The sequence below is a fragment of the Nocardioides nematodiphilus genome (genome assembly GCF_020216525.1).
GTDB lineage: Bacteria > Actinomycetota > Actinomycetes > Propionibacteriales > Nocardioidaceae > Nocardioides > Nocardioides nematodiphilus.
The window spans coordinates 37,677-64,197 of sequence record NZ_JAIWOY010000009.1 but is presented as its reverse complement, the minus strand read 5'-3'; the positions used below and the strand labels follow the sequence as shown (position 1 = coordinate 64,197).

Here is a 26,521-nt window from a genome sequence, read left to right as displayed (position 1 = left end):
ACGACATGGCGCGACTGGCACGCGACCTCCACCCGATCGCCTGGTGGCTCTGGGCGATCGGGCTGGCGTCGTACGCGTCGCAGACCACCAACCCGTACCTGCTCCTGCTGCTGATCGGGGTGGCTGCGCTCGTGGTGAGCGCGCGCCGCTCCGATCAGCCGTGGGCGCGCACCTTCCGCCTCTACGTCGCGGCCGGGGTGGTGATCGTGGTGATCCGGGTCGGGTTCCGGATCCTGCTCGGTGGCGGCTTCGGCGGCACGGTCCTCTTCACGCTGCCGCAGATCCCGCTGCCCGACTGGGTCCTCGGGATCACCCTGCTCGGCCCGGTCACGCGCGAGTCGCTGCTGGCCGGGCTCTACGACGGCCTGCGGCTGGCCGCGATCGTGATCGCGGTCGGCGCCGCGAACGCGCTGGCCAACCCGAAGCGCCTGCTCCGCTCGATGCCGAGCGCGCTCTACGAGGTCGGCACCGCCGTGGTCGTGGCGATCAGTGTCCTGCCGCAGCTGGCCGAGAGCGCCCAGCGCGTGCGTCGCGCCCAGCGGCTGCGGGCGGGGGAGACCGGCCGTCGCGGCCGGTTGCGCCGCTTCGTGGTCCCCGTGCTCGAGGACGCCCTCGAGCGCTCCCTCAGCCTGGCCGCCGGCATGGACACGCGCGGGTACGGCCGCGCCGGCACCGCCACCCCACGCGAGCGACGGGTCACCGGCGCGCTGATGATGCTCGGTCTGTTCGGCGTCTGCGCCGGGGCGTACGCGCTGCTCGACCAGACCTTCCTCGGCGGGCCCTGGCATCCGGCGGTCGCCGGCATGCGACTGCGCATCAACCGTGGCGCCGTGGTGATCGTGGTCAGCGTCACGGTCTGCGTCGCCGGGATGGCGGCCGCGGGTCGCCGCGTCGGACGGACGGTCTACCGCCCCGACCCGTGGCGCTGGCCCGAGACCGGGGTCGCGCTGGTCGCGGTCGCCCTCGGCCGCGTCGGCTCGTGGGTCGCGCAGAACCAGTACGCGATCGCCGGGCCGGACCTCGGGCTTGCCCCGCAGATCAGCCTCACCGCACTGATCGGCATCCTGATCGGCCTGCTGCCGGCCGTGATCGCCCCGGCCCCGCGCCTGACCGACGCAGCCCAGCCGAGCGAACGAGAGCCCCGGACGATGCAGGCCGCCGCATGAACCTCCTCGAGCTCCGCGGCATCACCGTCACCCTCCCCGAGCGACCGCGGCCCGTCCTGGCCGGCGTCGACCTGGCGATCGAGGAGGGCGAGCTGGTCGTCGTCTCCGGGCCGACCGGCGCGGGCAAGTCCACCCTCCTCGGCGTGATCAGCGGCCTGGTGCCCCGCTTCAGCGGCGGCACCCTCGCTGGCGACGTGCTGCTCGAGGGCACCTCGATCGTGCATCGCCCGCCGCGCGAGCGCGCCGCCGAGATCGGGTACGTCGGCCAGGACCCGGCCGCCGGCTTCGTCACGGACACGGTGGAGGAGGAGCTCGCGTACGGCATGGAGCAGCTCGGCCTCCCGCCGGCGACGATGCGTCGCCGGGTCGAGGAGACGCTCGACCTGCTCGGGATCGCCGAGCTGCGCGACCGCGACCTTCGCAGTCTCTCCGGCGGGCAACAGCAGCGGGTCGCCATCGGCTCGGTGCTCACCATGCACCCGCGCCTGCTCGTCCTCGACGAGCCCACCTCCGCCCTCGACCCGACCGCGGCCGAGGACGTCCTCGCGACGCTCACCCGGCTGGTGCACGACCTCGGCGTCAGCGTCCTGCTCGCCGAGCACCGCCTGGAGCGGGTGGTGCCGTTCGCGGATCGGATCGCGCTCCTCACCGGGGACGGGGGCCTGCGCGTCGGTGATCCGGCCGAGGTCCTCGCCGACTCCCCGGTCGTGCCGCCCCTGGTCGAGCTCGGCCGCGCCTTGGGCTGGGATCCGCTGCCGTTGACCGTACGAGACGCCAAGCGCCGTGCCCGGGCGCTCGACCTCGAGACGGTCACTCCCGACGCGCCTCGCTCGTCCGTCGCGACGCAGCCGAGCAGCAGCGCTGGGCGTATCGAGACACCGACAGCCGCCCTGTCGGTGCGCAAGCTCGCCGTCGCCCGTGGCTCTGTGACCGTGCTCGACCGGGTCTCCCTCGCCCTGCACGCCGGCTCGATCACCGCGCTGATGGGTCGCAACGGCGCCGGCAAGTCGACGTTGCTGTGGACGATCCAGGGCAGCCAGAAGCGCGCCGGCGGTTCCATCACGGTCGACGGCTCCGACCCGGCGACGCTGAGCGCCGAGCAGCGCCGCTCCCACGTCGGGCTTCTGCCCCAGACCGCCTCCGACCTGCTCTACCTCGAGACCGTCGGCGCGGAGTGCGCCGCCGGTGGTCCGCGGACCCGGCAGATCCTCGACCGTCTCGTCCCCGGCATCCCTGACGACCGGCACCCGCGTGACCTCTCCGAGGGCCAGCGGCTGGCGCTCGCGCTCAGCCTGGTGCTCGCGGCCGACCCTCCGGTGCTCCTGCTCGACGAGCCGACCCGCGGCCTCGACTACGCGGCCAAGCGCTCGCTCGCCGGGATCCTGCGCGAGCAGGCCGCCACCGGCCGGACCGTGCTGGTCGCGACCCACGACGTGGAGTTCACCGCCCAGGTCGCCGACGCGGTCATCGTCCTCGCCGAGGGCGAGGTCGTCTCCGACGGTCCGGTACGCGACGTGGTGGCCGAATCGCCGTCCTTCGCCCCCCAGGTGATGAAGGTCGTCGGCACACCGTGGCTCGTGGTCGACGAGATCGTCGCCGCGCTCGCCCGCGAGCCGGAGCCGCAGCCATGATCCGGATGACGTCGCGCTCGGTCGTGGTCCTGCTGATCGCCAGCGCCATCGGCCTGGTCACGCTGATCTGGCCGCTGCTGCTCAACGACCCGTCCAGCACCCGGGTGCAGCCGCCGTTCGTCTTCCTGGCGCTGCTGCCGGTCGTCGTCGCCGTGGTGCTCGCCGAGCTCTCCCAGGGCGGCCTCGATCCACGCATCCTGGCGATCCTCGGGGTGTTGACCGCCATCGACGCGGTGCTGCGCGGCATCTCGGCCGGCACCGGCGGAGTCGAGTTGGTCTTCTTCCTCATCATCCTGGCCGGGCGCGTCTACGGGCCCGCCTTCGGTTTCGTACTGGGCTGCACCAGCCTCTTCGTGAGCGCGCTGGTCACCGCCGGCGTCGGCCCCTGGCTTCCGTACCAGATGCTCTGCTCCGCCTGGATCGGTCTGGGGGCCGGCCTGCTGCCGCGCGCCACCGGCCGCACGGAGATCGCCCTGCTCGCCGCGTACGGCGTGGTCGTCTCCTACCTCTACGGACTGCTGCTCAACCTGCAGGGCTGGCCGCTGCTGGCCGGCGTGGCGATCCCCGGCCACCACGAGCAGCTCGCCTTCGACCCGTCGGCGAGCCTGGGCGCCAACCTGCTGACCTTCGGCAAGTACACGCTGATCACCTCGACGACGAGCTACGACTCGGTGCGCGCCATCACGACGGCGATCGCCATCGTCGTCCTCGGGGGAGCGGTGCTCACACCGCTGCGTCGCGCCGCTCGCCGCGCCAGCGTCACCGGCACGCTCGAACCCGTCGACGCACGCTAGTCAGCGCGAGCTGGTCGAGGCCTCGGCGGGCAGCCGCTGCAGGAACTCCAGCAGCAGCCGGTGCACCCGCTCGGGCTGCTCCATCTGCACGAAGTGGGTGCCGTGCAGCTGCACGTACCGCCCGTTCTGGACCCGCTCGGCCGCGCTCGCCATGTGCCGTGCGCCTGCCAGCATGTCCCAGGACCCGCCGACGAAGACGGCCGGGACCTTGATGCGGCGCAGCGAGACCCGGCCGTGCGCCGAGGTGCGGATGGCGAGGTGGAAGTACCACTCGATCGGCGTCCGCAGGAACTCCTTCAGCGCCAGCGCTGCGAGCTCGGGGTCGGGGACCGGGAAGATCAGGCCCGTACGGGACAGCGCCTCGATCGTCCGCACGCCGATCGGCAGCCGCGCCGCCACCGGCGAGATCGCCCGCCCGGTGGCACGCAGCGCCCGCGACGTGCCCACCGTGAGCGCACGCGCCACCGGCCGCGGCAGGTGGAACGGGCCGAGCATCGTGGAGAAGGTGTCGCCCGGCACCCCGGCGACGGCGAAGAGACCGGCGACCCGCTCGGGGTGCTGGGCGGCCAGCTCGAACATGATGTTCACGCCGATCGACCAGCCCATCACGACCGGGCGGGTGAGGCCGAAGTGGTCCATCACCGAGAGCGCGTCCTCGACGAACTGCTGGACGCCGACGTCGTCGAGATCGATCGGGCGATCCGAGCCGGAGGTGCCGCGGTGCGACCAGGAGACCACGCGGACGCCGCAGTCCGTCGTCAGCAGCGCCGGCCAGTTCCACGGCGAGGTGCCGAGGCCGTTGCACAGCAGGACGGTGGGGCCGTCGATGAGTCCGTCGGGATCGTTGGTCCACGCTCGCAGCAGGGTGCCGTCGTCGGAGAGGACGTCGCGGAAGGCGACCGAGGACTCGGTGACAGCGCGCGGGATGGACATGGGGTGATTGTTCCGCAGCCGGCCGTTCCCCGGCAGGCTCCCGCCTGTGGAATCGATCACCGCGCGATGGGGGTCCGCTCGGTGCGCGGCTCGGGGACGTCGATGGCGCGCTTGCTCAAGAAGTTGTCGACGTCTTCGCGCTCGGCGCGGCGGACGGCGAGCGCCGCGGTCGCGGCGTAGGCGTTGTGACGTGCCTGTCGCACGGAGTCGATCGGCCAGCGGAGTGGCTTGGACAGGACACGGGGCAACACGAGGAAAGGTGACATTCGTGAACTCCCGGAGGGCCGGTCGGTGGGGGCTTCGCCTCCACGGTACGAGCGTTTACCCCAACGCGGGAGGGCAAACGCGTGAGTGATTCTTCAACCGCAGGCGACCGCCACGTGAACCAACAAAACTGGACGTATGTCCAGGTCAGGCCGGTTGTAGCCGGTGATCAGGCGAGTGGCTCCGGGCCCCAGTCGCGGGTCGCCCCGGTGGAGGCGACGATGACGCACAGCAGCGCTGCCCACTGCACGCTCGCGAGGGTCTCGCCGAGCACCACCCAACCGGCCAACGCTGCGGCGGCGGGCTCGAGGCTCATCAGGATCCCGAAGACCGACGGGCGCAGCGATCGCAGCGCGACGAGCTCGCAGCTGTACGGGATCACCGAGCTCAGCAGGCCGACCAGCGCGCCCAGCAGCAGCACCCTGCCCGAGCCGAGATCAGCGGTGTGCGCGATCGCAGCCGGCGTGAGCAGGAGGGCCGCGATGGTGGAGGCGACGGCGAGGCCGTCCATCCCCGGCCAGCGGGCGCCGGTCGACCGGCTCAGCAGGATGTACGCCGCCCAGGCCGCGCCGGCCAGCAGCGCGAACCCGATCCCCGCCGCAGTCAGGTCGCCCGGCTCCAGACCGAGCAGTGCGACGCCGAGGCCGGCCAGGGCGACCCAGAGCAGGTCTCGCGCGCGTCGCGAGCCTGCCACCGCGAGCGTCAGTGGCCCGATGAACTCGAGCGTCACCGCGATCCCCAGCGGGATGCGGGCGAAGGACTGGTAGATCGCCCAGTTCATCGTCCCGAGCGCGAGACCGAAGCCAGCCACGACCAGCCAGTCGCCGCGGCTCCGTCCGCGCAGCCGTGGGCGGACCCAGACCAGCAGCACCGCCGCCGAGGTCACCAGCCGCAGCCACGCCAGCGCGGTCGGGTCGACGCTGTCGAACAGCGACTTCGCGATGCCGGCGCCGAGCTGGACCGACACGATCCCGACCAGGACCAGCAGCACGGGCGAGGGCGCCCGAGGCGGCATCGTTCCGGGTGCTGACAAGGGCGCGGTCACAGGAGCAGGCTAGGCGCAGCGAGCGAGGCCGCCGAGCTTGCTCGTGCGCGCTGAGCGAGACAGCCAGCAGGTGCGAAGCGCATGCTAGGGAGCATGACGACGCAGCTGATGGTCGGCACCCGCAAGGGGCTGTGGCTGGGCACGTCCGACGACGCCCGTACGACGTGGCGCTTCGACGGTCCTCACTTCGACGTCGAGGAGGTCTACTCGACGATGGTCGATCGCCGCGCTGGCCGGAACCGGCTGCTCGCCGGCTGCTCCAGCCTGTGGCTCGGCCCGCTGGTCCGGCGCAGCGACGACGGCGGAGCCAGATGGCAGGAGGCCTCGGTGAAGTTCCCCGCCGACATCGACGAGAGCGTCGCGCGGATCTGGCAGCTGGCTCCCGGCGCCGACGACCGTACGGTGTGGGCCGGCACCGAGCCGGGCGCGGTCTTCCGCTCCAGCGACGCGGGGGAGAGCTTCGAGCTGGTCCGCGGCCTGTGGGAGCACCCGCACCGCGCCCAGTGGGGTGCCGGCTTCGGCGGGCAGGCCTTCCACACGATCCTGCCGCACCCGACCGACCCGGACTCGGTGACCGTGGCGATCTCCACCGGAGGCGTCTACCGGACCCAGGACGGCGGCGAGACCTGGGAGCCGCGCAACCACGGCGTCCAGGCCGGGTTCCTGCCCGAGGGCCAGCAGTACCCCGAGTTCGGCCAGTGCGTGCACAAGGTCGCCCGGCATCCTGCTCGGCCCGAGCGGCTCTACCTGCAGAACCACGGCGGTGTCTACCGCTCCGACGACGAAGGCGCCTCCTGGACCTCGATCGCCGACGGACTGCCCACCGACTTCGGCTTCGCGATGGTGGTCCACCCCCAGGAGCCGGACACCATCTTCACCTTCCCGATCGGAGCCGGTGAGAGCCGTTACCCGCCGGAGGCCAAGGCTCGCGTCTGGCGCTCGCGGGACGCGGGGGAGACGTGGCAGGCCCTCGGGGGTGACGGCGGCGGGCTCCCCGACCGGTTCTACGTCGGCGTGATGCGCGACGCGATGTGTGCCGAGGACGCCGGCCCCGGCACTGCGGCGGGCATCTACTTCGGCGCTCGCAACGGCGCGGTCTGGGGATCGAGCGACGCGGGGGAGTCCTGGCGGATGCTCGCCTCGGACCTGCCGGACGTGATGGTCGTCAGGGCTTCCGCGATCGGGTGAGATCACTACACTCGGGCCATGGCGAACACTGTCGTGGTCGGTGTTGACGAGAGCGAGACCGCTGTCAAGGCGGCGCGGAAGGCCGCCTGGCTGGCCGCGTCGGTCGGGGCGAGCCTGACGGTGGTGACGGCGTTCGACGACGAGGCGCTGCCCGAGCCACCCGCCGACATCGCTCCGATGAGCGTCAACGACATCGCCGCCCAGATCGCGCAGCACGTGATCGCTGGCCTCCGCGGCGAGTTCGGCGAGCTGGAGATGACGGCCCGGGCCGAGTACGGGAAACCGGCGAAGGCGCTGGTCGCCGTCGCCGAGGAGGTCGACGCCAGCATCATCGTGGTCGGCAACAAGAGGGTGCAGGGCCTGGCGGCCATGCTGGGCAGCATCGCCCGCGACGTCGCCCACCACGCGCCGTGCGACGTGTACATCGCCCACACCGTCGAGCGTTGAGACACAGGGTCGGCCCAGTGCGGCTCGCGCCGTAGGCTTGACCCATGCCCACCCTTCGCTCAGCCACCTCGACCTCGGGCCGCAACATGGCCGGCGCGCGTGCCCTCTGGCGCGCCACCGGCATGACCGACTCCGACTTCGGCAAGCCGATCATCGCGATCGCCAACTCGTTCACGGAGTTCGTGCCCGGCCACGTCCACCTGCGTGACCTCGGCAAGATCGTGGCCGAGAAGATCGTCGAGGCCGGCGGCGTGGCGAAGGAGTTCAACACGATCGCGGTCGACGACGGGATCGCGATGGGCCATGCCGGCATGCTCTACAGCCTGCCGAGCCGCGAGCTCATCGCCGACGCGGTCGAGTACATGGTCGAGGCCCACATGGCCGACGCCCTGGTCTGCATCTCCAACTGCGACAAGATCACCCCCGGCATGCTGATGGCCGCGCTCCGGCTCAACATCCCGGTCGTCTTCGTCTCCGGCGGCCCGATGGAGGCCGGCAAGACCACCGCGATCGAGGGGCTCGTCCACTCCAAGCTCGACCTGGTCGACGCGATGGTGATGGCCGTGAACGAGGACGTCTCCGACGAGCTGCTGGATACCGTCGAGCGCTCCGCGTGTCCGACCTGCGGCTCGTGCTCGGGGATGTTCACCGCCAACTCGATGAACTGCCTGACCGAGGCCCTCGGCCTCGCTCTGCCCGGCAACGGCTCCACGCTGGCCACCCACTCCAAGCGCCGCGCCCTGTTCGAGAACGCCGGCACCACGATCGTCGAGCTGTGCAAGCGCTATTACGACAACGACGACGAGTCGGTGCTCCCGCGCAACATCGCCACCCACGAGGCCTTCGAGAACGCCTTCGCTCTCGACGTGGCCATGGGCGGCTCGACGAACACCGTCCTGCACCTGTTGGCCGCCGCCCGCGAGGCCGGCATGACCTTCTCGGTGGACGACATCGACGCTGTCTCGCGCCGGGTCCCGTGCCTGAGCAAGGTGGCGCCCAACAGCCCGAAGTACCACATGGAGGACGTCCACCGCGCCGGCGGCATCCCCGCCCTGCTCGGTGAGCTCAACCGCGGCGGCCTGCTGAACAAGGGGGTCCACTCCGTGCACAGCGACTCCCTGCAGGAGTGGCTCGACGCGTGGGACATCCGTGGCGGTCAGGCCTCCGAGACGGCCCTCGAGCTGTTCAAGGCGGCGCCGGGCGGCGTCCGGACGACCCAGGCCTTCTCCACCGACAACGAGTGGGCCTCGCTGGACGTCGACCAGGCGGACGGCTGCATCCGCGACGTCGAGCACGCCTACACCAAGGACGGCGGCCTCGCGATCCTGAAGGGCAACATCGCCGAGGACGGCTGCGTGGTGAAGACCGCCGGCGTGCCGGAGGAGATCTGGCAGTTCACCGGCAAGGCGATCGTCTTCGAGTCGCAGGACGCCGCCGTCGAGGGCATCCTCTCCAAGACCGTGCAGGAGGGCCACGTCGTGGTCATCCGGTACGAGGGCCCCAAGGGCGGCCCCGGCATGCAGGAGATGCTCTACCCGACCTCCTACCTCAAGGGCCTCGGCCTCGGCCAGAAGTGCGCGCTGCTCACCGACGGCCGCTTCTCCGGCGGCACCTCGGGCCTCTCCATCGGCCACGTCTCCCCGGAGGCGGCCGGTGGCGGTGTGATCGCGCTGGTCGAGGACGGCGACACCATCACGATCGACATCCCTCACCGCTCCATCCGGCTCGAGGTCTCCGACGAGGTCCTCGACCAGCGCCGGATCGAGCAGGAGAAGCGGGACAAGCCGTACACGCCGCTCGACCGCGACCGCACGGTCTCGGCGGCGCTGCGGGCGTACGCGTCGATGGCGACCGCGGCCTCCGACGGCGCCTACCGCCGCGTCCCCGAGTGATCTAGGGCGTGACGCTGCAGAACGTCCGGACGCCCTCGCGCTGGACGGCCCTTCTGGCCGTCCTCGCGGGGGTGCTCGCTGTCGTGGCACCGCTCACCGTGCTCGTCGCCGGTCACGCCGACGGCGATCCGAGCCTCGCCCGCGCGGTGCCGGTCGCGGCCGATCCGACCGCGTCCGGTCACCCGACCGCTCCGGCCCAGGCACCGGCGACGCTCCCCGGTGGCCGGCAGACGATCTTCGGCGGCGGCCGGTTCCTGGTCGCGTACTACGGCACCGCGGGCACACCGGCGCTCGGCGTCCTGGGCCAGGGCTCGCCCGCGCAGATGCAGCACCGGCTCGCCGCGGCGGGCAGGGCGTTCGTACGCCCGGGGCGCCCCGTGCAACTGGTCTACGAGCTGATCGTCAGCATCGCCGATGCCTCACCGGGCAAGGACGGCGACTTCAGCCATGACCTGAGCCGCGCGCAGGTCGAGCCGTACCTGCGCGCCGCGCACCGCAACCATGCCCTGCTGCTGCTCGACATCCAGACCGGTCGCTCCGACTTCCTCACGGTCGCGCAGCGCTGGCGCTGGGCGCTGCAGGACCCGTGGGTCGGCCTCGCGCTCGACCCCGAGTGGCGGATGAGCGGCCATGACGTCCCCGGCCGGGTGATCGGCCACGTCGCCGCCGGCGAGGTCAACCGCACCTCGGCCTGGCTCGCTGCCCTCGTGGCCCGGCGCCACCTGCCGCAGAAGCTCTTCGTCCTGCACCAGTTCCGCACGGACATGATCCGCCACATCGACCGGATCACGCCCCGTGCGGGTCTGGCGATGGTGCAGCACGTCGACGGCTTCGGCACCCCGCGGGAGAAGCGCTCGACGTTCCATGCCGTGGTCCGGCCGCAGCGCTTCACGCTCGGCTTCAAGCTCTTCTACCGGGTCGATGTCCACCGGATGAGGCCTCGTGAGGTGTTCGCGCTGCGGCCGAGGGTGCGGTTCGTCAGCTTCCAGTGAGGACGGCTCAGGCGAGCTGCGCGTCCTCCACCCGGGCCTCCTCCTCGGTCTCGGCGATGTGCCGCTCCGTCTCCTCCGGGCTCAGGCGGTAGCGGTACGCCAGCACGTAGACGACCACCGACAGCACACCCATCAGCGCCGCCGAGGTCTCGAAGTTGAGCAGGCCACGGTTGCCGGCGCCCGGCTCCGGGAAGCTGCCGAGGTAGGAGATGACGGTGACCCCGATCAGCCACGGCAGCACCCAGGCGGCGCCGGACTTGAAGGCCATGTCGGGCAGGTGCACCTGACCGGCGAGGGTGAAGACGCCGAGCAGCACGAAGCCGATCAGGACCGCGACCATCAGCTTCCAGTCGACGTCCCAGCCGGACCAGTAGACGATCATGTTCGAGGCCCAGAACGCGAGCAGCGGGATGGCGTGGCCGCCGGCCAGGCGGAACGGACGCTCGCGCTCCGGCTGCTGGGCGCGCATCGCGGCCAGCACCAGCGGGCCGGACGCGAACGACATTACGGTCGCCGAGGAGATGAAGCCGACCAGCTGCTGCCAGCTCGGGAACGGCAGGAAGACGATCAGGCCGACGAAGAACGTGACGATCAGGCTCAGCATCGGCACGCCGCGATCGGTCGTACGGGCCAGGAAGCCCGGGGCGTTCCCGTTGCGGGCCATCGCGTACGAGATGCGGGAGGTGATGGTGGTGTAGATCAGGCCGGTGTCGCCGGGGGAGACGATCGCGTCGGCGTAGAGCAGCACCGCCAGCCAGCCCAGGCCGAGCAGGGTCGCGATCGCGGCCAGCGGCCCGAAGTCGTTCTCGAAGGAGAGGTTGGCCCAACCGTGGCCGATCAGGGAGGGCTTGAGCGCGCCGATGAACGCGACCTGCAGCGCCACGTAGATGACGCCCGTGATGAGCACGGACCCGATCACCGCGATCGGGACGTTGCGGCGGGGGTTGTCGGTCTCCCCGGCGAGCTCGATGCCCTGGCGGAAGCCGAGGAAGCTGAAGACGATGCCGCCGGTGGCGATGGCGCTGAAGATGCCGTGGATGCCGCTGGGGGCGAAGCCCTGCGAGTGGAAGTTGCTGCCGTGGAAGGCGGTCACCAGGAAGGCGATCACCACGACGGTGATGATCGCGAGCTTCCACCACACCAGGACGTTGTTGAGCCGGGCGAACCACTTGATGCCGAAGTAGTTGACCACCACGAACAGCGCCATCAGGACGACCGCGGCGACGTACCCGATCCCGGTCAGGGTGTGGACCGTGACCTCGGCGTCGGTGCCGCAGGCGGAGACGCAGTGCGGCTTGGTGAAGTCGGCGTACTTCGTGGCGTACTGGAGCGCACCGAGCACCTCGATCGGGGCGGTCGTCGCGACCGCGACCCAGGTGATCCAGCCGGCGGTATAGCTCGCGAACGACCCGAATGACAGGTGCGGGTAGCGCACCACCCCGCCCGACAGCGGGAACATCGTGCCTAGCTCGGCGTAGACCAGCGCGATCAGCAGGATCATCAGGCCGCCGAGCGCCCAGGAGATCGTCGCGGCGGGTCCGGCCTGTTGCGAGGCGTTGAGGGCGCCGAAGAGCCATCCCGACCCGATGATCGAGCCGACGCTGGCGAAGAGCAGGCCGACGATGCCGACGTGCCGTCGCAGCTGCGGTCCGTCCTCGGCGGGTTCCGTGGGTGTGGTGGTGGAGGCGGTGCTCATGTGTGGCGCGGTACCCGCGAGGTCGTCGGGCATACCCCCAGGGGTGATCGGTCGCGGGCGCACGGGGACCTGACGTGCGCCCCCGATCCCACCGATGACAGGCTGGGGCGGTGCTGTCGGAGATGTTGCGGAGCCTGCTCGCCGTCGGTCCCAGCAACGGCGCGCACCGGATAGCGCTGCGTGCGGCGCTCTCCGTGGTGCTTCCGCTGCTGGTGCTCGACGTGACGGGTCACCTCGCGTGGACGATGTACGCCGCCTTCGGCGCGTTCACCTCGCTGTACGGGCGCGAGCGGGTCGCCGGTCATCGCGTGCGGCTGCAGCTGGTGGCCGGCGCCTGGATGACGGGCTGTGTCACCGTCGGCGCACTCATCGCCTCCTCCGACCACCGGGGCTGGTTGGCCGTGCCCGCCGCCGCAGCGGTCGCCGCCGCGGCCGCCTACCGCTCGACGGTCGACGGCTGGCACCCGCCCGGCTCGCTCTTCCAGGTCTTCGGGATCGCGGCGGTCGCGTCGATACCGGGCGTTCCGGCGGACGTCCTGCCGGCGTTCCTGGTCTCGGCGAGCACCGCGCTGTTCGCCGTGCTGCTCGGGAACGCGGGGGTGTGGCTGCGACGGGTGCGGCGCAGCGATCTCATGGCAGCGAGTGCTCCGATCGGGGGGTCGGTGACCGGTGCAGGCCGCTCGGCGCTCCTCGCCGGCCTCGGGGTGCTGCTCGCGGGCAGCGTGGCCAACGGCCTGTCGATCGGGCGGCCCTACTGGGCGATGGTGAGCGCCGTGGTCCCACTCGCCGCCCAGGCCCTGTCCGCGCAGGTCATCCGCGGCGTGCATCGGCTCGTCGGGACCGCGGTGGGTCTGGTGGCCGCCTGGCTCCTGCTGGCGCTGGACCTGCGGGGCACCGCGGCGATCCTTGCGGTCGGGGTCCTGCAGGCGCTGGCCGAACTGGTCGTGGGGCGCAACTACGCACTCGCCCTGCTCTTCATCACGCCCCTGGCGCTGATGATGGGAAACGTGGTGCACCCGGTGCCGACCGGCCCCCTCCTGACCGACCGGGCGGTCGAGACCGTCATCGGCGTGGCGGTGGGGGTGGCCATCGGATGGGTCGTGCGACCGCGGGTGAGGCCGGCGCGTTCGTTTCGTGTGACGTAGGTCTCAGGTCGGTCGTCCGGATGCCGACCTCTCCTTCGTAGGACGGCGGACACCGCCGAGAAGGAGAACCCGAGATGACCATCATGGAAGACACCGCGCTGCACACCCGCGTCCTGCAGCTCGCCGCGCTCGTCGGCACCCCCGAGGGCCTGGCCGCCGTCGAGAACGTGCACCCCGACCTCGGGCACGTCAACGGCGTGTACGACGCCAACGGCGAAGCCGACCCGGCTGCGGTGATCCTCGCCGACCTCGAGCACCTGGTCGGCCCGGAGCGCCTCGTCGGCGTGCTGGATCTGCTGGTACGCCAGCGCTGCTCGCCCGAGGACGCCGAAGGCTACGCTCGCCTGCGTGCTTGAGCCTCAGCCCCACGATCCCGCGCACTTCGAGCTCGACGCCAACGGCCTCCCGGTCGGCCTGAGGGTCGAGGGCTGGGAGCCGCGCCCGGCGCCCGAGCGCATCACGCTCGCCGGGCGCTACGTCCGCCTCGAGCCGCTCTCGTCGGCGCACTACGCCGAGCTCTTCGCGACGCTGTGCAACGACGATGACGACGAGCGCTGGACCTACCTCGGCACGCGACCGGTCAGCCTGCCCGAGCTGTGGATGCTCCTTGCCGCCCGGCTCGAGAGCGACCCGGTCACGTACGCGATCATCCCGCTCGAGGGGGAGGGCGCCGGCATGCCGTGCGGACTCTTCACGCTCTACGCGATCAACCAGGCGGACGGCTCGGTCGAGCTCGGCTCGGTCCTCTTCGGGCGGCACCTGCAGCGCTCGCGGGCGGCCACGGAGGCCGTCCACCTGATGCTGTCCTACTGCCTCGACACGCTCGGCTACCGCCGCTTCGAGTGGAAGCTCAACAGCCTCAACGAGCCGTCGCACCGCGCGGCCCGCCGCTTCGGGTTCACCTACGAGGGACGCTTCCGCAATGCCCGGGTGCAGCAGGGGCGCAACCGCGACACCGACTGGTACTCGATCATCGCGGAGGAGTGGCCCGAGATCCGCGCCCGGCAGGAGCGCTGGCTCGACCCGGCGAACTTCGACGCGAGCGGTCGCCAGCTCTCCGCGCTGCGCTGAGAGCCGCGCCACATACTGGGATATCCGTCTCACATGACGGGATCCGCGGGGAACTCGGATGACGAGGGGCGCCCTGGTGGCTAAGGTGTGAGCATGCTGCACAGCATTCTTGTACGCACGCGACGCGCCTGACCTGGCTGATCGGTCGACGCGTCTCCCTCCGCTGCCCTCGGGCCGGAGGGTTTTTTATTGCAAGGAATGTCGAGCAGTGCCTGAGTGCGGAACACAGATGAGGAACGAGAGATGAGCGAGCAGCAGATCACCGGGGCCCAGAGCCTGGTGAAGTCGCTGGAAGCCGCGGGGACGGAGACCATCTTCGGCTACCCGGGTGGCGCGATCCTTCCGGCGTACGACCCGCTGATGGATTCCACGATCCGCCACATCCTCGTACGCCACGAGCAGGGCGCCGGACATGCCGCCGAGGGCTACGCCTCGGCCACCGGCCGGGTCGGCGTCTGCATGGCGACCTCCGGGCCGGGCGCGACCAACCTCGTGACCCCGATCGCGGACGCGTACATGGACTCCGTCCCGATGGTGGCCATCACCGGCCAGGTCCCGGCCAGCCTCATCGGCACCGACGCCTTCCAGGAGGCGGACATCCGCGGCATCACGATGCCGATCACCAAGCACAACTTCCTGGTCACCGACGCCGCCGAGATCCCGCAGCGCATCGCCGAGGCCTTCCACCTGGCGAGCACCGGCCGACCGGGCCCGGTCCTGGTCGACGTCGCCAAGAACGCGCTCCAGGCGATGACCACCTTCCGCTGGCCGACCGAGCTGCAGCTGCCGGGCTACCGCCCGGTGACCAAGCCGCACGCCAAGCAGATCCGCGAGGCCGCGCGCCTCATGCTGGCCTCGAAGAAGCCGGTCCTGTACGTCGGTGGCGGCACCATCCGCTCCGGCGCCCACCGCGAGCTGCGCAAGCTGGCCGAGCTGACCGGCATCCCGGTCGTCACGACCCTGATGGCGCGCGGCGCGTTCCCGGACAGCCACCCGCAGCACCTGGGCATGCCGGGCATGCACGGCACCGTCTCCGCCGTCGCCGCCCTGCAGAAGTCAGACCTGATGATCAGCCTGGGCGCCCGCTTCGACGACCGCGTCACCGGCGACCTCAAGACCTTCGCCCCGAACGCGGCGGTCATCCACGCCGACATCGACCCGGCCGAGATCGGCAAGAACCGCTACGCCGACGTGCCGATCGTGGGCGACATCCGCGAGGTCCTCGTCGACCTCATCGCGGTGCTCGAGGCCGAGCAGGCCGCGGGCCGTGTCGGTGACTACGAGGCCTGGGTGGCCTTCTGCGCCGGCATCAAGAAGCAGTACCCGCTGGGCTACGACGCCCCGACCGACAGCGGGCTGGCGCCGCAGTACGTCATCGAGCGTCTCGGCAAGATCGCCGGCCCGGAGGCCATCTACGCCGCGGGCGTCGGCCAGCACCAGATGTGGGCCGCTCAGTTCATCGGCTACGAGCACCCCAACACGTGGCTCAACTCCGGCGGCGCCGGCACTATGGGCTACTCCGTGCCGGCTGCGATGGGCGCCAAGGTCGGCCGGCCGGACGCGACCGTCTGGTCGATCGACGGCGACGGCTGCTTCCAGATGACCAACCAGGAGCTCGCGACCTGCGCGATCGAGAACATCCCGATCAAGGTCGCCCTGATCAACAACGACAACCTCGGCATGGTCCGCCAGTGGCAGACCCTGTTCTACGAGCAGCGCTACTCCAACACCGACCTGCAGAAGCACGGCGGGGGCACAGGCGCCGTCAAGCGCATCCCCGACTTCCCGAAGCTCGCGGAGGCGTACGGCTGCGTGGGTCTGTCCTGCGAGTCCGCCGAGGACGTCGACAGCGTCATCGAGAAGGCCATGTCGATCAACGACGCTCCGGTCGTCGTCGACTTCCGCGTCCACAAGGACGCCATGGTCTGGCCGATGATCGCCGGTGGCGCCAGCAACGACGAGATCCAGTACGCGCGTGACCTCGCGCCCAAGTTCGACGAGGACGACCTGTGAGCACCGACGGCAAGCACACCCTCAGCGTTCTCGTCGAGAACAAGCCGGGCGTCCTCGCGCGGATCGCGGCCCTCTTCAGCCGGCGGAGCTTCAACATCGAGAGCCTCGCCGTCGGCCCGACCGAGCACGCCGAGATCTCCCGGATGACGATCGTGGTCAACGTGCAGGAGACCCCGCTCGAGCAGGTCACCAAGCAGCTCAACAAGCTCGTCGAGGTGATCAAGATCGTCGAGCTCGAGTACGACGCCTCGGTGCAGCGCGAGTTGCTCCTGGTCAAGGTCAACGCGACCACCGAGACCCGCGGCCAGGTCCTCGAGGCCGTCCAGCTCTTCCGCGCCAAGGTGGTCGACGTGGCCACCGACGCGGTGACCATCCAGGTCATCGGCAACGCCGGCAAGCTCAGCGACTTCCTGCGGGTGATCGAGCCCTTCGGCATCCGTGAGCTCGTCCAGTCGGGCATGGTCGCCATCGGCCGTGGCCCGCGCTCCATCTCCGAGCGCTCCCTGCGCCCGGTCGTCACGCCTGCCCCGCCTGCCGTCGGCTGACGGCTCCGCCGTCCAGCGGCTGCGCGCCGTAGGCCAGAATGACGTCCTAGACCCAAGAGAACACAAGAAGGAGAAGCCCCCGTGGCTGAGATCTACTACGACGACGACGCCGACCTGAGCCTGATCCAGGCCAAGAAGGTCGCGGTCATCGGTTACGGCAGCCAGGGCCACGCCCACGCGCTGAACCTGCGCGACTCGGGCGTCGACGTCCGCATCGGCCTCCAGCCGGGCTCCAAGAGCACCGCCAAGGCCGAGGACGAGGGCTTCAAGGTCCTCACGCCGGCCGACGCCGCGGCCGAGGCCGACGTCATCGTCATCCTCGCCCCCGACCAGCACCAGCGCGGCCTGTACGCGAACGAGCTGGCCCCGCACATCACCCCGGGCAAGACCCTGGTCTTCGGCCACGGCTTCAACATCCGCTTCGGCTACATCGAGGTCCCGGAGGGCGTCGACGTCGTCCTGGTGGCCCCGAAGGCCCCGGGTCACACCGTGCGCCGCGAGTACGTCGCCGGCCGCGGCATCCCGGACATCATCGCCGTGGAGCAGGACGCGTCGGGCCAGGCGTGGGAGATCACCAAGTCCTACGCGAAGGCGATCGGCGGCACCCGCGCCGGCGTCATCAAGACGACCTTCACCGAGGAGACCGAGACCGACCTGTTCGGTGAGCAGGCCGTCCTGTGCGGCGGGGTCTCGCAGCTCGTCCAGTACGGCTTCGAGACCCTGACCGAGGCCGGCTACCAGGGCGAGATCGCCTACTTCGAGGTCCTCCACGAGCTCAAGCTCATCGTCGACCTCATGTGGGAGGGCGGCATCGCCAAGCAGCGCTGGTCGGTCTCCGACACCGCCGAGTACGGCGACTACGTCTCCGGCCCGCGCGTCATCGACCCGTCGGTGAAGCAGCACATGCAGGAGGTCCTCGCGGACATCCAGAACGGCAACTTCGCCAAGCGCTTCATCGCCGACCAGGACGCCGGCGCGCCGGAGTTCCTCGCCCTGCGCGAGAAGGGTGCCGCGCACCCGATCGAGAAGACCGGCCAGGCCCTGCGCAGCCACTTCTCGTGGAAGCAGCAGGACGCCGACTACACGGACGGCTCCGCCGCCCGCTGATCGTCTGATCGATGGCCCGTCCCGCTTGGGGCGGGCCATCGGCCATTTACTCGTCGATCCGAATGAGCACGACCGTGTCGCCGTACGCCTGACCGGCCTTGCGCTGACCCATCAGCTTGCCCATCACCTTCGTGATCGGCACCATCGCGCCGTACTTCCTCTTCCCGGCGGCGGTCACCTCGTCGAAGAGCGGGCCCGCCTGGACCATCTCCGCGGTGCCGGTCAGCACGGGGGAGCCGTCCTTGAGCTTGCCGCTGGCGGAGCAGGCCTGCACGGTGACGCGCGGGTCGTTCGCCAGCCGCTTGGTCTTGCCCGAGCCCATCGCGGTCCAGAATCCGATCCGCCCGTCGCTCACCCGGTTGACCCACACCGGGGTCACCACGCCCTCGCCCGTACGCCGGAACGTGGTCAGGGCGATGGTCTTCTCGTCAGCGATGCTCATGCTGCCGACGGTAGGACGGTTTGCCGTCCCTGGGAATGAATGCGGGCCGATCGGCCGTTGGCCTCCACATGCGCATCGAGATCTGGTCCGACGTCGTCTGCCCCTGGTGCTACATCGGCAAGCGCCGCCTGGAGTCCGCCCTGGCCGGCTTCCCGCACCGCGACGACGTCGAGATCGTGTGGCGCTCCTACCAGCTCGACCCGGGCGCGCCGACCGAGCCGACCGAGACCGCCCAGCAGATGCTCGGGCGCAAGTACGGCATGAGCCCCGCCCAGGCCGCCGCGGCGCAGCAGCGGGTGATCTTCCAGGCCGCCGAGGAGGGCATGCACTGGAAGCACGAGCAGTCGATGCACAACAACACGCGTGACGCGCACCGCCTCATCCATCTCGCCGCCGAGGTCGGCGGCCCCGCGAAGCAGGGGGAGCTGAAGGAGGCCCTGCTGCACGCCTACTTCGGCGAGGCCGAGGTGGTCTCCGACCACGACGTCCTGCGCCGCATCGCGACCGGCGTCGGCCTCGACCCGACGCGCGTCGACGAGGTGCTCAGCACCGACGAGTTCGACCACGACATCGATGCCGACGTCGCCCAGGCGGCCGCGTACGGCGCCACCGGCGTGCCGTTCTTCGTCGTCGACCAGAAGTTCGGCATCTCCGGCGCCCAGCCGACCGAGGTCTTCACCCAGGTGCTCGAGCGCGCCTGGGACGACGCGCACCCCGTCCTCGAGTCCGTCGTCGCGAGCGCCGATGGCGAGGCCTGCGGCCCGGACGGCTGCCCGGTGTGACAGAGGTCAACTGATTTAGGGCACAAGGTCCGCACTTAATTGGCCTCGCGATCTATGCGGTAAGCCTTACCTAAGGTAGCGTCGCCTTCGTGCTTCCTACCTTCGTCATCGGTCTCCGTGAGGGGCTCGAGGCCGCGCTGATCATCTCGATCCTCGCGACCTTCCTGCGCCGTAACGGCGCGAGCCTGCGCGGTCTGTGGATCGGGATCACCGCCGGCATCGGGCTCAGCGTGGCCGTCGGCGTCGTCCTGCGCGTCATCGAGCAGGGCCTCCCGCAGGCGAAGCAGGAGGCGATGGAGACGATCATCGGCGCCGTCGCCGTCTTCTTCGTCACCGGGATGATCTTCTGGATGCGCACGCACGCGCGGACCATGAAGAAGGAGCTCGAGTCCGCCGCGGGCGACGCGCTCAGGAGCGGCACCACCACCGCGCTCGCGGTGATGGCGTTCCTGGCGGTGCTGCGCGAGGGCTTCGAGACGTCGGTCTTCCTGCTCGCGACCATCCAGAGCGCCGGCAGCGCGCCGCTGGCCATGCTCGGCGCCCTGCTCGGCATCGTGGTCTCGGTCGGCCTCGGCTGGGGGATCTACAAGGGCGGTGTGAAGCTCAACCTCCAGCGCTTCTTCTCCATCACCGGGTTCTTCCTGATCCTGGTCGCGGCCGGGCTGGTCCTCAACGCGTTCCGTACGGGCCACGAGGCCGGCTGGGTCACCGTCGGCCAGGGTCGCACCGTCGACCTGTCCTGGCTCGCCCCGACGGGCTCGATCCGCTCGGCGGTCTTCAGCGGCGTCTTCGGCATCCCGCAGGACCCGCGCGTCATCGAGGTGATCGCCTGGGCCGCGTACCTGGTGCCCCTGATGCTGATCACGTTCACCCCGGCGCGGCTGCGCCCCGGCCACGCCCTCGCGCAGCGACTGCGCGCGGTCGGCGCGATCGGCGCCGTCGCAGCCGCGATCATGCTTCCGCTGGCCGTCTCGACGCCGAAGGCCGAGGTCCCGCCGGCCGCAGTGCTCACCAGCGGTGTCGCCGACTTCGCGGTCCACGGCGACTCGGCAGTGGTCGCCGTCGACGGGCAGCGGCTCACCCTCGCGCGCAACGGCGCCGGCGACACCTGGAGCGCGGCCCCGTCGACGGACCGTCCCGAGACGATCGATCTGACCGCGCTGATGAAGCTCACCGGCAACCGGATCCCGGTCGGCCTCGACGCCCACCGGGCACCCGGTCCCTACGACGCCGCCTGGTCCGGCGACCAGCAGGTCGTCGCCACCACCTATCGCGACCGCCTGATCGACCTCCAGACCACTGGCGACCTCGTCCTCACGCTGACCGGGGGCGGCCTCACCTCGCCGCGCACCTTCACCGTCGACAGCTCGATCTGGCAGATCGACCCGGAGTTCGCCGCCGAGGCGCACGCGGCCGTCGCCTCCGCGCGGACCAGCGCCCACGACCGTCTCCTCTGGACCCGTTGGGTCCCGGTGGCGCTGGTCGCCACCGCGCTCCTCCTGCTCACCCAGCTTCTTCGCTCCCGCATCGCCCGCCGCCCCGTCTCGGTGCCGGCATCCGTCACGGAAGGAACCACCACCCATGTCGACAGCCTCACGTAAGGCCGCCGTCAGCATCGTCGCTGCGCTCTCCCTCGGCTCGCTCGCCGCCTGCGGCAGCAGCAACAGCGACGACAAGGCCTCGGGCACGGGTGGCGACGCGACCCAGGCCGCGTCCCAGGGCGGTCTGAGCACCGTCGACGTCGTGCTCGCCTCGGGCGCGAACGGCGACACCTGCACCCCCTCGGTCACCGAGGTCCCGGCCGGACCGGTCACCTTCTCGGTGAAGAACGAGTCGGCCACCGGCATCACCGAGTTCGAGCTGCTGCAGGACCAGAAGATCATCGGCGAGAAGGAGTCCCTGGCTCCGGGCCTCCCGGCCGCGTCGTTCACGCTCACCCTCGGCGGCGGCAGCTACCAGCTCTACTGCCCGGGTGCCGCGACCGAGGCCATCGACTTCAAGGTCACCGGCCAGGCCAGCGCTGCGCCGACCGGCAGCGCCGCCACCCTCCTCGCCGATGGCGCCAAGCAGTACGGCGAGTACGTCACGACCCAGGTCGAGGCGATGGTCGCTGCGGTCGAGAAGCTGCAGAAGGACGTCGAGTCCGGCGACGCGTCGGCCGCCCAGATGCAGTACGGCGTCGCACGCCCGTTCTACGAGAAGATCGAGTCCGACGTCGAGGGGTTCGTCCTGCCCGGCACCGCGGCGACCGACAACAGCGGCAACCTGGACTACCTGGTCGACATGCGCGCCTCCAACCTCGACCCGGCGGTCGGCTGGCACGGCTTCCACGCCGTCGAGCGCGACATCTTCGCGGGCAGGATCACCGCCCAGACCAAGAAGCTGGCCGCCGAGCTGACCGTCAACGTCAAGAAGCTCGCAGAGCTCTCCAAGACGCTGACCTACAAGCCCGAGGACCTCGCCAACGGTGCGGCCGGCCTCCTCGAGGAGGTCCAGGCCAACAAGATCAGCGGCGAGGAGGAGAAGTTCTCCCACACCGACCTGGTCGACTTCGCCTCCAACGTCGAGGGCGCCCAGCAGGCGTTCGCCTACCTCAAGGACGGCCTCACCGAGGTCGACGCCAACCTCACCGACACCATCGGGAAGCGCTTCGAGGCGGTCAACACCATGCTCGACACGTACCGCGACCCGCACGGCGTCGGCGGCTACGTCCGCTACACGCCGCAGCTGAAGAAGACCGACGCGAACAAGCTGAGCCAGACGGTCCAGGCGCTGCAGGACTCCCTGTCGCACCTCGCGGAGAAGGTCGCGACCGCCTGATGGACGCCCCCGAGCACGGCACCGCCGGTACGTCCCGGCGGCGCCTGATCCAGGGCGCCGGCGTCGGTGCCGGCGCGATCGTCGCCCTCGGGGCGGGATTCGCCGGAGGACGCGCCACCGCGGAGAGTGGTGTCGACATCCCGGCGACCGATGACGGTGACCTGGTCGACCTCAACGTCGCGCACGAGTTCTACACCGGCGCGCACCAGGCCGGCATCGAGACCCCGCCGCAGCGGCACACGGTCTTCATGACCTTCGACCTGACCACCACCAGCAAGCAGGACCTCCAGGTGCTGCTCGCCCGGTGGTCGGCCGCGATCGCCCAGCTCCAGGCGGGTCTGCCGATCGGCTCCGTCGAGCCGACCACGCCGATCGGCGTGCCCGGCGACACGGGGGAGGCGTACAACCTCGGCCCGGCCGCGCTGACGGTCACCGTCGGCCTGGGCCCGGGCGTCTTCGACGACCGGTTCGGTCTGGCCGACAAGAAGCCTGCCCTGCTCGCCGACCTCCCGGTGCTGCCCAGCGACCGGCTCCGACCCGAGCTGACCGGCGGCGATCTGTCGCTGCAGGCCTGCGCCGACGACCCGCAGGTCGCGTATCACGCGATCCGCAACCTCGCCCGGATCGGGCGTGGCACGGTCAACACCCGCTGGACCGTGCTCGGCTTCGGCCGGGCCTCGGCCGGCAAGGGCCAGACCACGCCGCGCAACCTGATGGGCTTCAAGGACGGCACCCGCAACGTCAAGGAGCCCGAGGACGTCGCCCAGCACGTCTGGCTCGACGACGACGCGCTCGCCGACGGGGAGCAGTCGTGGATGAAGGACGGCACCTACATGGTGGCCCGCAAGATCGAGATGAACATCGAGATCTGGGACTCCGCGAAGATCCAGACCCAGGAGGGCGTCTTCGGCCGTACGAAGGGCGAGGGCGCCCCGCTGTCGGGCACGAAGGAGTTCGACACCCCGGACTTCGGGAAGTCGGTCCATGGCGAGCTCGCGATCCCGGCGACCTCCCACGTCGCCCTCTCCGCGCCGGAGAACAACAACGGCGTCCGGATCCTGCGACGCGGCTACAACTTCACCGGCGGGATCAACGAACTGGGCTTCCTCGACGCCGGGCTGCTCTTCATCGCCTACATGCACGACCCGAAGAGCTTCATCACCCTGCAGACCAAGCTCGGCAGCTCCGACAACCTCAACGAGTACATCTCGCACGTCGGCTCGGGCATCTTCGCCATCCCGCCGGCGCCCAAGAAGGGGCACTATCTCGCCGAGGAGCTCTTCCTCTAGCCGGTCCTGGTGGGGATCAGCGACGGGTCGCGATGAGCACCGAGGTGCCCGAGGCGACCATCACCTCGACCGCGGCGAAGCGCTCGTCGGTGAGCCACTGCTCGCGCAGTCCGTCCACCCGCCCGTAGGACAGCGGCGGCCACTGCTCGCACGGCTGCAGATCGTCCAGCACGACCATGCCGCCGGGCTCCACCAGGTCGACGATGCTGTCGACGCCGATGTCGCCGGGCAGCTCGGCGTCCAGGAAGAGCAGCGAGAACGGGCCCCGGTCGCGCAGGGAGGACCAGTCCACCGCCAGCACTTCGACCAACGGGTCGTCGTCGAAGATCTCATTGGCGAAGGTCGCGAGCCGGGCGTCGAGCTCGGCGCTGACGATCCGCGCCGCGTCGCCGCGCACGCCCGAGCGCAGCCACGCCGTGCCCACGCCGCAGCCCGTGCCGAGCTCGGCCATCGTGCCCGTTCGGGTGGCCGCAAGAGCCGCCAGCAGCCGGCCGGTCTCATTGCGGCAGAACGAGACGTAGCCCGCCCGGCGGGAGACGTCGAACGCCCGGGTGACGATCTCCGGCAGCTCTGGGGGTGTGCTCACCCGCCTAGCGTCTCTCATCCCGGGCGTCGATCCCGGATCGCGGACACATCGCGGGACGAGTGTCGCCGATCCGCGAGGCAAAGAATCCGGACGAATCGCAAGAAAACGCTTCCCAGTGAAGTTACTGGCCCGTAGCATCACTGTCATGTTCTCCGCCCTCGCCCTTATTACGGCCGTCGTAGCCGTGGCTCTCGTAGCCATGTGCCGCGTCGGGGCTTCCAGCATTCGCTGATGAGAGGCCACCCTGACGCGGTGGCCTCGAAGAACTAACCCCGGCCTCTCAGCCACCGAACCAGAAGCATGAGAGAACCGGAGACGACGATGAACCAGCTGCTCGAGTGGGGCCCCTCCCGCAACAACCCCGACAGCCCGCTGCACCACGACAACCTGCAGTCCGCTATCGATCTGCGGACCAGTGACGGACCGCGGCCCGACGACAACTAATCTTGGGGCCATGACCAGCCTCAAGCTTGCAGTGATCCCCGGCGACGGCATCGGACCGGAGGTGACCGCCGAGGCGCTCAAGGTGCTCGAGGCCGCGTCCCCCGTGCAGTTCGACAAGACGCCGTACGACCTCGGCGCTGAGCGCTACCTCGCCACGGGCGAGGTGCTGCCGGACTCCGTGCTCGAGGAGATCCGCGGCCAGGACGCGATCCTGCTCGGCGCTGTCGGCGGCAAGCCGAACGACCCGAACCTGCCCCCGGGCATCCTTGAGCGTGGCCTGCTGCTCAAGCTCCGCTTCGAGCTCGACCACTACGTCAACCTGCGTCCCTCCAAGCTCTTCCCGGGTGCCGTCTCCCCGCTGAGCGACGCCGTTCTGAACAAGGGCGACATCGACTTCGTCGTCGTGCGCGAGGGCACCGAGGGTCTCTACACCGGCAACGGCGGCGCGATCCGCGTCGGCACCCCGCAGGAGATGGCGACCGAGGTCTCGGTCAACACCGCGTTCGGCGTCGAGCGCGTGGTCCGTGACGCGTTCAACCGCGCCGCCAAGCGGGACCGCAAGAAGCTCACCCTGGTCCACAAGACCAACGTCCTGGTCAACGCCGGTGGCATCTGGTGGCGCATCGTGCAGGAGGTGGCCAAGGAGTTCCCGCAGGTCACCGTCGACTACCTGCACATCGACGCCGTGATGATCTTCATGGTCACCGACCCGGCGCGCTTCGACGTCATCGTCACCGACAACATCTTCGGCGACATCATCACCGACCTCGCCGCCGCGATCACCGGCGGCATCGGCCTCGCCGCGTCGGGCAACGTCAACCCCGACCGCACCTCGCCGTCGATGTTCGAGCCGGTCCACGGCTCGGCCCCCGACATCGCCGGCCAGCAGAAGGCCGACCCGACCGCCGCGATCCTGTCCGGCGCGCTCCTGCTCGACCACCTCGGCTACCCCGAGGCGGCCGCCGCGATCGACGCGGCCGTCCTCAAGGACCTGACGAACCGCGGCAGCGAGCCCCGTACGACCGCGCAGGTCGGCGACGCCATCGCAGCCCTCGTCTGAACCAACCGCCGCACTCACCGCGACACTGATCCTCACCCACCCGACCGCACCGCTCGAAAGGCCCCGCCCGCCATGGAGATCAGCACCACCCTCAGCACCAACCCGGTCTCCGACGAGCGGCTGGCCGAGATCCTGGCCGACCCGGGCTTCGGCAATCACTTCACCGACCACATGTTCACGGTGGAGTGGACGCCGGAGTCCGGGTGGCACAACGCCCGCATCGAGCCGTACGGCCCGATCTCGCTCGACCCGGCGACGGCCGTCCTGCACTACGCGCAGGAGACGTTCGAGGGGATGAAGGCCTATCGGCACGACGACGGCTCGATCTGGTCGTTCCGCCCGGACCAGAACGGCGCCCGGATGGCCCGTTCGTCGGCCCGCCTCGCGTTCCCCGAGCTGCCCGTCGAGGACTTCGTCGCGGCGGTCGACGCGCTGGTCGAGGTCGACCAGCGCTGGGTCCCGGTCTCGGCCGAGGGCGACGAGAAGTCCCTCTACATCCGCCCCTTCATGTTCGCCTCGGAGAAGTTCCTGGGCGTGCGGGCCTCGCAGCACGTCACCTTCATGGTGATCGCCTCCCCGGCGGGCGCCTACTTCAAGGGCGGCGTCAAGCCCGTCCGGCTCTGGCTCGAGCAGGACTACACCCGCGCGGGCCGTGGCGGCATGGGCGCGGCCAAGACCGGCGGCAACTACGCCTCCTCGCTGGCGCCGCAGGCCCAGGCGTACGCCAAGGGCTGCGACCAGGTCGTCTTCCTCGACGCCTCCGAGGGCACGTACATCGAGGAGCTCGGCGGGATGAACCTCTTCCTGGTCTACGCCGACGGCCGTCTCGTCACCCCGGAGACCGGCACCATCCTCGAGGGCATCACCCGCGCCTCGATCCTCGAGCTCGCCGCCCAGCGCGGCCTCAAGGTCGAGGAGCGCAGGATCGCCATCGACGAGTGGAAGGACGGCGTCGCCTCCGGTGAGGTCACCGAGGTCTTCGCCTGCGGCACCGCGGCGGTCATCACGCCGGTCGGGGAGCTGCTGTGGGACGGCGGCTCGGTCACCACCGAGGCCGGTCCGGTCACCACCGAGCTGCGCAAGAGCCTGGTCGACCTGCAGTTCGGCCGCGCCGAGGACACCAACCACTGGATGCACCGCATCGTCTGACCGTGGCAGATAGCCTCGGC

26 protein-coding genes are annotated in these 26,521 nt (G+C 70.6%); 20 read left to right on the top strand and 6 right to left on the bottom strand.

Annotation, left to right across the window (positions count from 1 at the left end; genetic code table 11):
* Positions 1-5: 5 nt before the first annotated feature.
* The 3 genes from KSO98_RS14570 to KSO98_RS14560 are packed head-to-tail and all read left to right on the top strand — an operon-like array spanning position 6 to position 3,591.
* Entirely contained in the window at positions 6-1,166 is a 1,161-nt protein-coding gene (locus tag KSO98_RS14570; protein WP_225286381.1) for an energy-coupling factor transporter transmembrane component T, read from the top strand.
* Complete coding sequence (locus KSO98_RS14565) at positions 1,163-2,797, top strand: ABC transporter ATP-binding protein (protein ID WP_225286380.1); 1,635 nt, start codon at positions 1,163-1,165, stop codon at positions 2,795-2,797. The genes KSO98_RS14570 and KSO98_RS14565 overlap by 4 nt, the downstream gene beginning before the upstream one ends.
* Positions 2,794-3,591, top strand: coding sequence for an ECF transporter S component (locus KSO98_RS14560; protein WP_225286379.1), 798 nt, complete (start codon positions 2,794-2,796; stop codon positions 3,589-3,591). Before KSO98_RS14565 ends, KSO98_RS14560 begins: the two co-directional genes overlap by 4 nt.
* Here the strand turns inward: KSO98_RS14560 and KSO98_RS14555 are convergent, their stop codons facing one another.
* The 3 genes from KSO98_RS14555 to KSO98_RS14545 all read right to left on the bottom strand — a co-directional run bounded on the left by KSO98_RS14555 (position 3,592) and on the right by KSO98_RS14545 (position 5,833).
* Entirely contained in the window at positions 3,592-4,524 is a 933-nt protein-coding gene (locus tag KSO98_RS14555) for an alpha/beta fold hydrolase (RefSeq protein ID WP_225286378.1), read from the bottom strand.
* A gap of 56 nt (positions 4,525-4,580) precedes the next feature.
* Positions 4,581-4,727, bottom strand: a complete 147-nt coding sequence (locus KSO98_RS14550) for a hypothetical protein (protein WP_225286377.1) — start codon at positions 4,725-4,727, stop codon at positions 4,581-4,583.
* 230 nt (positions 4,728-4,957) lie between these two features.
* A complete protein-coding gene (locus KSO98_RS14545; RefSeq protein WP_225286376.1) occupies positions 4,958-5,833 on the bottom strand; it encodes an EamA family transporter in 876 nt (291 codons plus the stop codon).
* Between the two features lie 93 nt (positions 5,834-5,926).
* Between KSO98_RS14545 and KSO98_RS14540 the strand changes: the two genes are divergently transcribed.
* From KSO98_RS14540 to KSO98_RS14525, 4 genes are read left to right on the top strand one after another with little or no spacing between them, the layout of a single operon-like run.
* Positions 5,927-7,021, top strand: a complete 1,095-nt coding sequence (locus KSO98_RS14540; protein WP_225286375.1) for a WD40/YVTN/BNR-like repeat-containing protein — start codon at positions 5,927-5,929, stop codon at positions 7,019-7,021.
* 18 nt (positions 7,022-7,039) lie between these two features.
* On the top strand, positions 7,040-7,468 hold the full coding sequence (locus tag KSO98_RS14535; RefSeq protein ID WP_225286374.1) for a universal stress protein: 429 nt from the start codon (positions 7,040-7,042) through the stop codon (positions 7,466-7,468).
* Positions 7,469-7,512: 44 nt separating this feature from the next.
* Positions 7,513-9,360, top strand: coding sequence for a dihydroxy-acid dehydratase (gene ilvD, locus KSO98_RS14530; RefSeq protein WP_225286373.1), 1,848 nt, complete (start codon positions 7,513-7,515; stop codon positions 9,358-9,360).
* 8 nt (positions 9,361-9,368) lie between these two features.
* The gene (locus tag KSO98_RS14525; protein ID WP_225286372.1) at positions 9,369-10,352 is read left to right on the top strand and encodes a hypothetical protein; all 984 of its coding nucleotides are present in this window, start codon (positions 9,369-9,371) and stop codon (positions 10,350-10,352) included.
* Positions 10,353-10,359: 7 nt separating this feature from the next.
* Here the strand turns inward: KSO98_RS14525 and KSO98_RS14520 are convergent, their stop codons facing one another.
* On the bottom strand, positions 10,360-12,048 hold the full coding sequence (locus tag KSO98_RS14520; protein ID WP_225286371.1) for an APC family permease: 1,689 nt from the start codon (positions 12,046-12,048) through the stop codon (positions 10,360-10,362).
* A gap of 110 nt (positions 12,049-12,158) precedes the next feature.
* Between KSO98_RS14520 and KSO98_RS14515 the strand changes: the two genes are divergently transcribed.
* The 6 genes from KSO98_RS14515 (at position 12,159) to ilvC (ending at position 17,929) form a co-directional block, all read left to right on the top strand.
* Entirely contained in the window at positions 12,159-13,193 is a 1,035-nt protein-coding gene (locus KSO98_RS14515; RefSeq protein ID WP_225286370.1) for an FUSC family protein, read from the top strand.
* Positions 13,194-13,267: 74 nt separating this feature from the next.
* The gene (locus KSO98_RS14510) at positions 13,268-13,549 is read left to right on the top strand and encodes a hypothetical protein (protein ID WP_225286369.1); all 282 of its coding nucleotides are present in this window, start codon (positions 13,268-13,270) and stop codon (positions 13,547-13,549) included.
* Complete coding sequence (locus KSO98_RS14505; RefSeq protein WP_225286368.1) at positions 13,542-14,264, top strand: GNAT family N-acetyltransferase; 723 nt, start codon at positions 13,542-13,544, stop codon at positions 14,262-14,264. The genes KSO98_RS14510 and KSO98_RS14505 overlap by 8 nt, the downstream gene beginning before the upstream one ends.
* Positions 14,265-14,507: 243 nt before the next feature.
* Positions 14,508-16,277 (top strand): acetolactate synthase large subunit, encoded by a 1,770-nt coding sequence (locus tag KSO98_RS14500; protein WP_263642819.1) that lies wholly within the window; start codon positions 14,508-14,510, stop codon positions 16,275-16,277.
* Positions 16,274-16,822, top strand: a complete 549-nt coding sequence (ilvN, locus tag KSO98_RS14495; protein WP_225286366.1) for an acetolactate synthase small subunit — start codon at positions 16,274-16,276, stop codon at positions 16,820-16,822. The genes KSO98_RS14500 and ilvN overlap by 4 nt, the downstream gene beginning before the upstream one ends.
* An 81-nt stretch (positions 16,823-16,903) precedes the next feature.
* Positions 16,904-17,929, top strand: a complete 1,026-nt coding sequence (gene ilvC / locus KSO98_RS14490) for a ketol-acid reductoisomerase (protein WP_225286365.1) — start codon at positions 16,904-16,906, stop codon at positions 17,927-17,929.
* Between the two features lie 46 nt (positions 17,930-17,975).
* On the opposite strand, the gene KSO98_RS14485 is transcribed toward ilvC, so the two are convergent.
* Complete coding sequence (locus tag KSO98_RS14485) at positions 17,976-18,371, bottom strand: PPOX class F420-dependent oxidoreductase (protein ID WP_225286364.1); 396 nt, start codon at positions 18,369-18,371, stop codon at positions 17,976-17,978.
* A gap of 68 nt (positions 18,372-18,439) precedes the next feature.
* Between KSO98_RS14485 and KSO98_RS14480 the strand changes: the two genes are divergently transcribed.
* The 4 genes from KSO98_RS14480 to efeB all read left to right on the top strand — a co-directional run bounded on the left by KSO98_RS14480 (position 18,440) and on the right by efeB (position 23,262).
* On the top strand, positions 18,440-19,153 hold the full coding sequence (locus KSO98_RS14480) for a DsbA family oxidoreductase (protein WP_225286363.1): 714 nt from the start codon (positions 18,440-18,442) through the stop codon (positions 19,151-19,153).
* An 89-nt stretch (positions 19,154-19,242) separates the two neighbouring features.
* A complete protein-coding gene (gene efeU, locus KSO98_RS14475; RefSeq protein WP_225286362.1) occupies positions 19,243-20,754 on the top strand; it encodes an iron uptake transporter permease EfeU in 1,512 nt (503 codons plus the stop codon).
* Positions 20,735-21,973 (top strand): iron uptake system protein EfeO, encoded by a 1,239-nt coding sequence (gene efeO, locus KSO98_RS14470; protein WP_225286361.1) that lies wholly within the window; start codon positions 20,735-20,737, stop codon positions 21,971-21,973. The genes efeU and efeO overlap by 20 nt, the downstream gene beginning before the upstream one ends.
* Positions 21,973-23,262: an iron uptake transporter deferrochelatase/peroxidase subunit gene (gene efeB / locus KSO98_RS14465; RefSeq protein ID WP_225286358.1), complete on the top strand. Its 1,290-nt coding sequence runs from the start codon at positions 21,973-21,975 to the stop codon at positions 23,260-23,262. The genes efeO and efeB overlap by 1 nt, the downstream gene beginning before the upstream one ends.
* Before the next feature lie 16 nt (positions 23,263-23,278).
* Here the strand turns inward: efeB and KSO98_RS14460 are convergent, their stop codons facing one another.
* Positions 23,279-23,848 carry an O-methyltransferase gene (locus KSO98_RS14460; RefSeq protein ID WP_225286357.1) on the bottom strand — a complete coding sequence of 190 codons (570 nt, stop codon included), beginning with the start codon at positions 23,846-23,848 and terminating at the stop codon, positions 23,279-23,281.
* A gap of 321 nt (positions 23,849-24,169) precedes the next feature.
* Here KSO98_RS14460 and KSO98_RS18690 point away from each other — a divergent pair, with 321 nt between their 5' ends.
* The 3 genes from KSO98_RS18690 (at position 24,170) to KSO98_RS14450 (ending at position 26,501) form a co-directional block, all read left to right on the top strand.
* The gene (locus KSO98_RS18690; protein WP_263642817.1) at positions 24,170-24,292 is read left to right on the top strand and encodes a hypothetical protein; all 123 of its coding nucleotides are present in this window, start codon (positions 24,170-24,172) and stop codon (positions 24,290-24,292) included.
* 10 nt (positions 24,293-24,302) lie between these two features.
* Positions 24,303-25,352, top strand: coding sequence for a 3-isopropylmalate dehydrogenase (locus tag KSO98_RS14455; RefSeq protein WP_225286356.1), 1,050 nt, complete (start codon positions 24,303-24,305; stop codon positions 25,350-25,352).
* A gap of 72 nt (positions 25,353-25,424) precedes the next feature.
* Positions 25,425-26,501 (top strand): branched-chain amino acid aminotransferase, encoded by a 1,077-nt coding sequence (locus KSO98_RS14450; RefSeq protein WP_225286355.1) that lies wholly within the window; start codon positions 25,425-25,427, stop codon positions 26,499-26,501.
* The last annotated feature ends 20 nt before the right edge of the window (positions 26,502-26,521 follow it).